We start from the raw sequence: 7,875 nt of genomic DNA, 5'->3' as shown, positions 1-7,875 counted from the left end.
CCCCGCACCCCCAGGCGGGGCGCGCCGAGCCCCACCCCGCACCACCACCCACCCAAGCCCTGGAGACGCCATGCTGAACCCCCTCGTTCACTGGGAGCCCGGCACCCTCGTCCGCTACCACGGCAGCCTCAGCGAACTCCACGGCATCTACCAGGCGTTCCCCTGCGACTGCCTGCCCTGCGGCGACGACCGGTCCAACGTCCGCTTCCGCCTGGAGGCGCCGGACACCACGGTCATGTGCGTGCGCCCCCGTTCCGTGACCGGGCTCGACGACGACACCGACCGCGGGGACCACGACGGCTGCATCGAGCCGCACCCCACCGTCGACGGCTACGTCGACTGCGACGGCACGCCCCTCTAGCGCCTCCCTCTGGCGCCACCCCGCCCACATTCCGGGCCGCCCGCCCGCACCACGGTGATCGCAGCCGAGCGGGCGGCCCACCCTTCCACGCGCCCAGGAGGACGCCGCCATGACCCCCATGCCCAGCCCAGCGGCCAGTCCGACGACACGCTCCTGCCGCGAAACCGGATGCACCCGCCCCCCTGCCCCTCAGCGCCACATCTGCCACGGCTGTCGGAAACGCCGCCAGGAGGAGCGCAACCCGCGGCCCCGCACCTGGTTCGACGCCGACGAGACCGACGTGCAGCTCATCGTCGAGCAGCCCCGCCGGGTCGAAGGCCTCCACCGCATCGAACGCGTCCTCATCGCCCGCGGTCTGAGCGCCAAGCAAATGTCGGCGGAGCGGATCGCCGAAGTGGTCGGCGTGTCCCCTCGCACCGTGTACCGCTGGCGCGCCGCCATCCCGGCCCGCGCCCGCCGTACCGCCTGACCGAACCCCCGCCCCGCTATAGCCAAGGAGAAGAAGACCGCATGAGCGACATCACCGACCTCGACCTCGACCTCGACCAGGACGAACTCATCGACACGTCCCCCGAGACGCTCCTCGTCGACCTCGCCCACATTCACCTCCGCTGCATCGCCTCACCCCTCCCGAAGCATCCGGGCGCCATGGGTTGGCAGGCCATGGCCTCGAGCCTCTCCAGCCTCGCGGCGCGGCTGCTGCACGTCGTGCAGGAGGTCGCCCCGGACAAGGCCGCCGAGATCGCGGACTGGTATGCGGGCCCGTTCGGTGACGGCCCGGACGGCATGGAGTGCACCGAATGGTTCGCCGAGACGGTGGCCGGCCCGGCCGGGGCCGACTTCGCGGAGTGGATCGCGGACGCCCGGACCCGAGCCGAGCAGGCCGCGCAGGGCATCGCCGAGCTCACCAGCACCGAGGAGAAGTCCGCATGAGCATCTACTTTCCGCCCGTCGACCAGCACGAGACCCTCATCAAGGCTGCTCTGCGCGTCATCCACGCCACGCACTACAGTCGCCCCGACGACCCGCACCAGGACGCCGAGCAGGCGTACTCCGACGAGCAGCTGGCCCTGGCCGCCCGGGAACTGGTGCGCGCGGTGGACGCCAAGCCTGCCGACGAGCAGCCGATCGGCTGGTGTGAGGCGTGACGACTGTTCTGCCTGTTGGCCCGGCGCCGGCGGGTGTCGGGCCCGCCCCGCATCCAGCACGCGCATACCCCCGCCGGAACCACAACGACCCGCGCACCTACCTCACCAGCCGGCAGCGCCAGATCCTCGTCCTCGCCGCGAACGGCAACACCAACCGGGCCATCGGTACCGCCCTCGGAATCGCGGAGGAGTCGGTGAAGTCGCATATGCAGTCGGTTCTTCGCAAGCTCCGGGTGAATGACCGGGCGCATGCCGTGGCGGTGGCTATGGCGATGGGCGTGCTGAACGCGGCTGATGTGGCGGTGCCGAAGGGCGCGAACCGCGGTTACCGCGACAGTGCGTGACGTCGAACCGGACATCTTAGACACGGTTCCCGGCCGGATACCGGCACCACGTAACCCACCGTCACATCACGCCCTTGGAGGGCCCATGACCATCACCCAGGAGCCGCAGCCCGCGGCCGCGCTCCTCACCCACGTTGCCGAAGCCCTCGCCCGGGAGGCCGGGTCGAAAGCGTTCCTCGAGGGCGGCACCGCCTGGCAGCACGCCCGCGACGGGTGGCTCGCCCACGCCAACACGGCGATCAACGCGGTCGAACGGTGGGAGGCGCAGGGCACCCTGGCCCGACTGTGCGTCATCCCCGGCTGCTTCCGGCAGCTGCACCTCGACCGTGTGGAGGCGGGCTGGATGCAGTCCAAGGCGGTCGGCTACATGTGCCCCGACCACGCGCCGGTGCTGTGGGCCGCGGGGGACGGGTCGCACATCCCGTCCTGGGGCTACCAGGATCCGGAGCAGCCGAACCGCGAGAACTACCGGCTGCGCTGCTCCTGCGGTTGGACCGCCGGCCCCACCAGGTTCCGCGCGCACGGAACCACCCTGTGGCAGGTCCACGCCCTCGAGACCCTGGAGACCGAACGATGACCGGACAGACCGCCCTCGACCCCGAACTCCGCTATATCGTCCCCGTCGCCCACCTTCAGCTCCCCGACGAGCCGGACCTCGTCCACCTGTCCCTGTACGAGTGGCTGCCGCGCTGGGAGGAGTGGGCCACCGGGCTCGCCCTGTGCGGCCGTTCCACGGAGCAGGGCGCGCTGCCGGAAGGCACGGAGGCCACGTGCTCGTACTGCGAGGCGTACCGGCCCCGGTATCAGGCTGTTCTCGACGATCAGCACCGTCAGATGAAGGTCGCGCGAGCCATCCGTGCGGCGCGCAACCTCGAGAATCACCCGGACGACACGGTGGAGAACGGCGCGTGGCACACGGTGTGGCTCGAGTCGGGGAAATGGCGGTGGACGACGTCGAAGATGACGCCGGAGCAGCGGGAGTACGCCGCGGACCGGGTGGCCGCCTACGGCGCGTTCCTGGCCGACTGCGACAACGACCTTGACCGGGGCGAGCCTGACGGGCTGCGCTGGTGGCGGGAGGCCGGCCGGTGACCGCGGGGAGGTCGGCGCATGAGTGGGCTGCGCAAGCCCGTGCGCACGCCCGGCGGGGTGTGTGGCGGCGTGTCCTGTCGTGGATGGGTGTCACCGTCCACACGCGCCGCGCGGACGCGGTGGCGGCTCGCAGGAGCCACGGCGCGGCGGGGGAGGAGGCGACGGCGCGGATACTCGACGGGCTCGCACGGTCGGGCTGGCATGTGCGACACGACCTGATGCTCCGCGGCCGACGCTTCAACCTCGACCACGTCCTCGTCTCCCCGTGCGGGAGCGCCCTCGTGGTCGTGGACACCAAGGCCTGGCACCGCGGGAAGACCACGGCCCTTGTGGGTAGCCGGGTGCGCTGCGGTACGGATGACCGGCACCGCCAAGTGGAGTCGTTGGCCGGGTATGCGCGTCTCGTCGCGGAGGCGGTCGGCATGGGGCCGGAGTCGGTGTGGCCGCTGCTCGTCGTCCACGGCTCCCGGGTGGCCGGCGGGACCCTCGAGGTTCCGGTCCGCGGCGGCACGGTGTTCGTGCTGGGGCCGGACCGGGTGCTGCCGAGGCTCGAGGCCGGGGCGCGGTATCGGGACCCGCGGGCGGCGGCGGCCCTGGCGGCCCGTGTCGACCAGGTGCTGCTCCCCTACCTGGAGGGAGGCCGATGATGGACGGCCAACTCACCTTCGACGTGCCTGCGACTCCGGCTGGGGAGGAGCCGGAGCCGCGGACCTACTGGGAGCACCGTGGCCCGCAGGACTGGCAGCCGGTCACCGTTCGGGTCCGTTACGGGACGGGGCCGGTGCTCGAGGAGGTGCCGTTCCCGGAGGTGCGGACCGGTCGGGTGGCGCCGCGGAACGTCCTCGTCGAACGCCAGGATGGGACCCGTGCTGTGCGGCCGGTGCGTCTGCTGCGGGTCCACTGTCCGAGGTGAGGCGTACGGTGTCCGTACGCCTGGGGAGCTATGCGGCCCCGCCGTCCCGAGATGGGATGGCGGGGCCGTTTTCGTGCGTTCGGGATGCTTCCCAGAGTCAACTTACTCTGGTCGCTGTCTAGGGTAAATTCTGAACGTGGTACAATTAACATAGACGACGTCAAGGGATAGGAGTACCTTGGACAAGGACACACGGAAACTCATCAGGAGGCTCGAAGCACAGGGCTTCGAGGTCAGGACCACGAAGAACGGTCACCACCAGGTCTACAAGGACGGCGGCCGGGTGACCACGCTCTCCGGAACCTCGTCCGACTGGCGGGGCCGGAAGAACGCGATGGCGCAGCTGAAGCGCCACGGGTTCATCGACAAGTAGAAGTACTAGGGGAGGGTCCGCCGGGTGGCACCCCGGCGGACCGTAAGTCCCCAAACGGATAGGGATCCGGGAAGGAGATGTTCACATAATGCCCCAGGCGTGGAGCGTCGAAGTCGAGTTGGCAGCAACCGAGATCACCGATGAAGCCATCGACGTACTGCACGACTACCTCGCCGACCGCGACCCCGCCGTCGGCGCATCACCGAACGGCAACACTGCGGTGCGCATCTTCGTCGAGGCCGGCACCGCACGGCAGGCCATCGACAGTGCACTGAAGGACGTGACCGCGGCGGCCAAGGAAGCCGACATCAGCGCCACCGTCCTCGGCGTCGACCTCGTCACCGAGGAAGAGCTCGACCGCAGGCTCGCTGAACCGTCCGTCCCGGACCTGGTCGGTGTCTCCGAGATCGCGGAGATGCTGGGTGTGGTTCGCCAGCGTGCGGCGCAGCTTGTCCAGCGTGACGACTTCCCGCCCGCGGTCGCGCATCTGAAGAGCGGGCCGGTGTTCGTCAGGGGGCAGGTCGAAGCTTTTGAGAAGCGGTGGGACCGTCGCAGCGGCCGGCCGATCAAGCCTGTCGAGCTGACCGACCTTGAGCGTGAAGTGCTGGCAGCGTTGAACGCGGCACGTCATCGCATTGAGGAGTGGGAGGAAACGGCTGGCGGCGGCTTCGACATCACGCGGATGTCGGGCGAGGGTCTGGTCGAGGTGGCTCAGCTCAAGGGCTGGTCGTTCGCGCCCGCCTCGGACGCCACCGACTTCAGGCACCTCTGTGCGGCCTACCCCGCGGGCGACACGCACGCTGCCGCAGCGATCAGGCAGTTGGTGAAGAAGCGCCTTGTCTCCGTGGAGGAGGAGTCGAAGCGGGACGACGAGGTGGTCGTTGAGCTGGAGCTGACCAGCAAGGGAGAGCGCGTAGCGGCGCAGTAGCTCCTGTAGTACCTCCTGTTCTCTTGACTCGTCTCGGAAGGCCCCTGCCGTTCTGGCAGGGGCCTTCCGTCTGCCTGTGATGGGTGTGGGCGTGTCCCGTTCGCGTCCAGAATTCGAACAGACGTATGGTGACTTCATGCCCGAGCAGACCTTCCCCGACGACCTCCTGACCGCACAGACCCGTCTCCACCAGGCACTCGCCGAGCATGCCGCCCTGTGCCGCACCCTGCCCTGGTCGGTGGAGCCGATGCCCGGCTGGCCTGGTGAAGCGCACCCCCACACCGGTGTCGTCACCGGCGGCCGCGAAGACTCGCCCGGCTGGACCGATCAGCAGAAGCAGGACGAGGCCAGGTTGCGTGCCGAGTGCCTGGACCTGTCCATCACCGTGACCACGCACCCGTACTGGGAGACGGTGGAGAGGGAGAAGCTGGTCGCCGCGCGGATGCTGCTGAAGCAGATCACCCAGCCCGCGGCCACACTGGTCGTGGACGTCACTCAGGCCGCCTGACCCGAGCCCTGTCATGTCTGATCATCGCCCCGACCTGTCCCGCCTCGATAAGCTCCGCATCGTCGCCGAGTACCAGGAGCATCAGCTCGAGCGGACCCGCGCCATGATCAAGCAGCTCGAGGCGGAGGAAGAGGCGCGGCTGCGTCGGGAGCGGACGGCGCGGGAGCAGTCGTCGTGGAAGCTCGAGCCGAAGCGCGCCCAGTCCGATGAGGCGTTTGCGGTGCTGCACCGCGGTGGCTGCTCCATGTACAAGGGGTTCGGCGCCTTCCTGGACAGGGAGGAGGCGTTGATCGCGTCTCTGGAGCCGGACATCAAGCCGTGCGAGATCTGCCGGCCGGACACGGGACTGCGGGTCGACTGAGACAATCCCCAGATGCTCGTGACGCCACTCCCCGGCGTAGACCGGGACAACCTGCTCGGCTCGCTCTACTCCCTGCGCAACGAGGCCGCCAACTTGCAGGGGCCCTTCAACGGCCCCGCCTATGGGAGGCTCGTTCTCTACCTACGCTGGGCAGCTGATGCAGTACGTCATCTTCGCGGTCAGATACGCGACGCCGACATCGATCACCTAGTGCTGACCCGACGGCATGACGCGCTGCTGGCCGGAGCTAGCGGGGGCCTCGCTGGCAGCCATCAGGAGGGTTTCCTGAATGACCTGCTCAACCTAGAACTCTCCCATCGGGTCGCAGACTTCGACGAGGCCGCCGTGGCCCTGCGCCAGCGTGTAGAGCAATGGACTGGCGGCGGAGTGTTCGTGGTTGCAGACACCAGCGTGTACGTGCAGCACCACGCCAGGCTGGAGGCCTGGGACTTGCGCAGCATGTGCGGCGTGCGGGAGGAGCCGATCCACCTCTTGGTGCCAATGGTCGTGGTGGACGAGCTGGACAACCTGAAACAGAGCAAGGACAAGCATCGACGCTGGCGGGCCGGCTACACCCTCGCCGTCTTCGAAAGGCTCCTCAGCTCCGGACCTGGCGCGGCCATCCTCAAAGAGGAGGACTATTCCGCTCTCGATTCTGGCGGCATACCCAGCGGAAAAGTCACCGTGGAGGTGCTCTTCGATCCTCCTGGCCATGTTCGTCTGCCAATCAACGATGACGAGATCATCGATCGAGGGCTGGCTGTGCAGCCTCTGGCTGGGCGGCCGGTTCAGCTGCTCACTTATGACACGGGCCAGGCGATGCGCGGCCGAGCAGCCGGCCTAAGGACGTCGAAGCTGCGGGACACCGCAGGGGATGGCCCTGAGCCTGGCCAAACCCCTCAGGCATGAGGAGCCTCTGCACCGCGTTGGCGATGCCTCCTGCAACGCACGACGCCCCGCCTCCACGGGGGTAGAGGCGGGGCGTAACGCTGGGCGGTGGTCGTACGGGTAACGCCCCCTGGGCGCCACACCACCGCGGAAGCCGCCTACACCGGACAATAGGACCGGTTCAGCCGCTGGCCCCAGTGTGGCACGGGGCGCTGACAACGGTGCCGGGACGCACGAGAGCCCGCCCCAAGTGGGGTACAGGGGCGGGCTCTGCGGGTGCAGCCTGCGGGAGGCTGCTTCCCTGCGAGGGAGGCACCTGGAGGGGTTCGTCCGCGCGCAGGGAGGGGCGTCGTACTGCCGGTCGTCCTTGGGAGAGCAGCCGGTGCGCCGTGCATCGAGTGTGCCACCGGTGGCCGGAAATGCGTCCGGTGCGGCAGGAATCAGCCTTCGGCGGGCAGATCTGCGGGCTTGGATCGGTGGAGTGGTGTGGTGGCGATGTCGCCGGCGGCTTCCTGCTCGGACAGCAGGTAGTACGTCTTCCCGCCGTCGGTGGAGAACGCTTCCGAGTTCCGCCTGGACTGCCACAGGGGTGTGGGGGTCATGCCTTCGGCGTGCCGGTCGATCCATTCGGCGGGGTCAGTCGTCAGGTCGGACAGGGGCTGGAAGCGCAGGAGCCGCTCGAGGTACTGCGTGGCGGCGTGGGCGCTGGATCCGCTGTGGCCCATGTCGGCGAAGGCTTGGACGACTTTGGCGAGGCCGCGGATGGTTGCGGGGTCTTCGCCGATGAGGCGGAGTTCACGGCGGGCGTGCGCGACGAGGTTGGACTCTTCGGCGCGGGTGGTCCGTCGTTTGGTGGGGATGGCTTCGAGGGCGCCGGGGATGGCGGGGGCTTCGTCTTGTGTGCGGGAAGGGGGCATGGGTCCATGCTGGCCTTGCTGCGCCCGACCGTTCCCCCCGGC

The 7,875-nt window shown here is 69.1% G+C and carries 15 protein-coding genes; 14 read left to right on the top strand and 1 reads right to left on the bottom strand.

Annotation, left to right across the window (positions count from 1 at the left end; translation table 11 throughout):
• Positions 1–70 precede the first annotated feature (70 nt).
• The 14 genes from ACWGH4_RS26235 to ACWGH4_RS26170 all read left to right on the top strand — a co-directional run bounded on the left by ACWGH4_RS26235 (position 71) and on the right by ACWGH4_RS26170 (position 6,937).
• Positions 71–361 (top strand): hypothetical protein, encoded by a 291-nt coding sequence (locus ACWGH4_RS26235; RefSeq protein WP_453465306.1) that lies wholly within the window; start codon positions 71–73, stop codon positions 359–361.
• Positions 362–470: 109 nt separating this feature from the next.
• The gene (locus ACWGH4_RS26230) at positions 471–830 is read left to right on the top strand and encodes a helix-turn-helix domain-containing protein (RefSeq protein ID WP_453465304.1); all 360 of its coding nucleotides are present in this window, start codon (positions 471–473) and stop codon (positions 828–830) included.
• Between the two features lie 41 nt (positions 831–871).
• A complete protein-coding gene (locus ACWGH4_RS26225; protein ID WP_453465302.1) occupies positions 872–1,294 on the top strand; it encodes a hypothetical protein in 423 nt (140 codons plus the stop codon).
• Complete coding sequence (locus tag ACWGH4_RS26220; protein ID WP_453465300.1) at positions 1,291–1,509, top strand: hypothetical protein; 219 nt, start codon at positions 1,291–1,293, stop codon at positions 1,507–1,509. The genes ACWGH4_RS26225 and ACWGH4_RS26220 overlap by 4 nt, the downstream gene beginning before the upstream one ends.
• On the top strand, positions 1,506–1,853 hold the full coding sequence (locus tag ACWGH4_RS26215; RefSeq protein WP_453465298.1) for a helix-turn-helix domain-containing protein: 348 nt from the start codon (positions 1,506–1,508) through the stop codon (positions 1,851–1,853). Before ACWGH4_RS26220 ends, ACWGH4_RS26215 begins: the two co-directional genes overlap by 4 nt.
• An 85-nt stretch (positions 1,854–1,938) precedes the next feature.
• The gene (locus ACWGH4_RS26210) at positions 1,939–2,430 is read left to right on the top strand and encodes a hypothetical protein (protein WP_453465296.1); all 492 of its coding nucleotides are present in this window, start codon (positions 1,939–1,941) and stop codon (positions 2,428–2,430) included.
• On the top strand, positions 2,427–2,945 hold the full coding sequence (locus tag ACWGH4_RS26205) for a hypothetical protein (protein WP_453465294.1): 519 nt from the start codon (positions 2,427–2,429) through the stop codon (positions 2,943–2,945). The genes ACWGH4_RS26210 and ACWGH4_RS26205 overlap by 4 nt, the downstream gene beginning before the upstream one ends.
• A gap of 83 nt (positions 2,946–3,028) precedes the next feature.
• Entirely contained in the window at positions 3,029–3,592 is a 564-nt protein-coding gene (locus ACWGH4_RS26200; RefSeq protein ID WP_453465292.1) for a nuclease-related domain-containing protein, read from the top strand.
• The gene (locus ACWGH4_RS26195; protein WP_453465290.1) at positions 3,592–3,858 is read left to right on the top strand and encodes a hypothetical protein; all 267 of its coding nucleotides are present in this window, start codon (positions 3,592–3,594) and stop codon (positions 3,856–3,858) included. The genes ACWGH4_RS26200 and ACWGH4_RS26195 overlap by 1 nt, the downstream gene beginning before the upstream one ends.
• Before the next feature lie 178 nt (positions 3,859–4,036).
• A complete protein-coding gene (locus ACWGH4_RS26190) occupies positions 4,037–4,231 on the top strand; it encodes a hypothetical protein (RefSeq protein WP_453465288.1) in 195 nt (64 codons plus the stop codon).
• An 88-nt stretch (positions 4,232–4,319) separates the two neighbouring features.
• Positions 4,320–5,159, top strand: a complete 840-nt coding sequence (locus ACWGH4_RS26185; protein WP_453465286.1) for a hypothetical protein — start codon at positions 4,320–4,322, stop codon at positions 5,157–5,159.
• A 136-nt stretch (positions 5,160–5,295) separates the two neighbouring features.
• On the top strand, positions 5,296–5,667 hold the full coding sequence (locus ACWGH4_RS26180) for a hypothetical protein (RefSeq protein ID WP_453465284.1): 372 nt from the start codon (positions 5,296–5,298) through the stop codon (positions 5,665–5,667).
• A gap of 13 nt (positions 5,668–5,680) precedes the next feature.
• Positions 5,681–6,028 carry a DUF6233 domain-containing protein gene (locus ACWGH4_RS26175; RefSeq protein ID WP_453465282.1) on the top strand — a complete coding sequence of 116 codons (348 nt, stop codon included), beginning with the start codon at positions 5,681–5,683 and terminating at the stop codon, positions 6,026–6,028.
• Between the two features lie 12 nt (positions 6,029–6,040).
• Complete coding sequence (locus tag ACWGH4_RS26170; protein ID WP_453465280.1) at positions 6,041–6,937, top strand: PIN domain-containing protein; 897 nt, start codon at positions 6,041–6,043, stop codon at positions 6,935–6,937.
• 419 nt (positions 6,938–7,356) lie between these two features.
• Here ACWGH4_RS26170 and ACWGH4_RS26165 read toward each other — a convergent pair whose 3' ends face one another.
• Complete coding sequence (locus tag ACWGH4_RS26165; RefSeq protein WP_453465278.1) at positions 7,357–7,833, bottom strand: hypothetical protein; 477 nt, start codon at positions 7,831–7,833, stop codon at positions 7,357–7,359.
• Between the last annotated feature and the right edge of the window lie 42 nt (positions 7,834–7,875).

The sequence above is a fragment of the Streptomyces sp. NPDC054847 genome (assembly GCF_053610925.1).
The sequence above is the reverse complement of the archived record's forward strand: the minus strand, read 5'-3'. Positions and strand labels throughout refer to the sequence as shown.

What these genes read in the sequence shown, in the direction of transcription:
- ACWGH4_RS26230 (WP_453465304.1), top strand. Translation starts at nt 471, where the DNA reads ATGACCCCCATGCCCAGCCCAGCGGCCAGTCCGACGACACGCTCCTGC.
- ACWGH4_RS26220 (WP_453465300.1), top strand. Translation starts at nt 1,291, where the DNA reads ATGAGCATCTACTTTCCGCCCGTCGACCAGCACGAGACCCTCATCAAG.
- ACWGH4_RS26180 (WP_453465284.1), top strand. Translation starts at nt 5,296, where the DNA reads ATGCCCGAGCAGACCTTCCCCGACGACCTCCTGACCGCACAGACCCGT.
- ACWGH4_RS26210 (WP_453465296.1), top strand. Translation starts at nt 1,939, where the DNA reads ATGACCATCACCCAGGAGCCGCAGCCCGCGGCCGCGCTCCTCACCCAC.
- ACWGH4_RS26195 (WP_453465290.1), top strand. Translation starts at nt 3,592, where the DNA reads ATGGACGGCCAACTCACCTTCGACGTGCCTGCGACTCCGGCTGGGGAG.
- ACWGH4_RS26165 (WP_453465278.1), bottom strand. Translation starts at nt 7,833, where the DNA reads ATGCCCCCTTCCCGCACACAAGACGAAGCCCCCGCCATCCCCGGCGCC.
- ACWGH4_RS26205 (WP_453465294.1), top strand. Translation starts at nt 2,427, where the DNA reads ATGACCGGACAGACCGCCCTCGACCCCGAACTCCGCTATATCGTCCCC.
- ACWGH4_RS26185 (WP_453465286.1), top strand. Translation starts at nt 4,320, where the DNA reads ATGCCCCAGGCGTGGAGCGTCGAAGTCGAGTTGGCAGCAACCGAGATC.
- ACWGH4_RS26200 (WP_453465292.1), top strand. Translation starts at nt 3,029, where the DNA reads ATGGGTGTCACCGTCCACACGCGCCGCGCGGACGCGGTGGCGGCTCGC.
- ACWGH4_RS26225 (WP_453465302.1), top strand. Translation starts at nt 872, where the DNA reads ATGAGCGACATCACCGACCTCGACCTCGACCTCGACCAGGACGAACTC.
- ACWGH4_RS26170 (WP_453465280.1), top strand. Translation starts at nt 6,041, where the DNA reads ATGCTCGTGACGCCACTCCCCGGCGTAGACCGGGACAACCTGCTCGGC.
- ACWGH4_RS26235 (WP_453465306.1), top strand. Translation starts at nt 71, where the DNA reads ATGCTGAACCCCCTCGTTCACTGGGAGCCCGGCACCCTCGTCCGCTAC.
- ACWGH4_RS26175 (WP_453465282.1), top strand. Translation starts at nt 5,681, where the DNA reads ATGTCTGATCATCGCCCCGACCTGTCCCGCCTCGATAAGCTCCGCATC.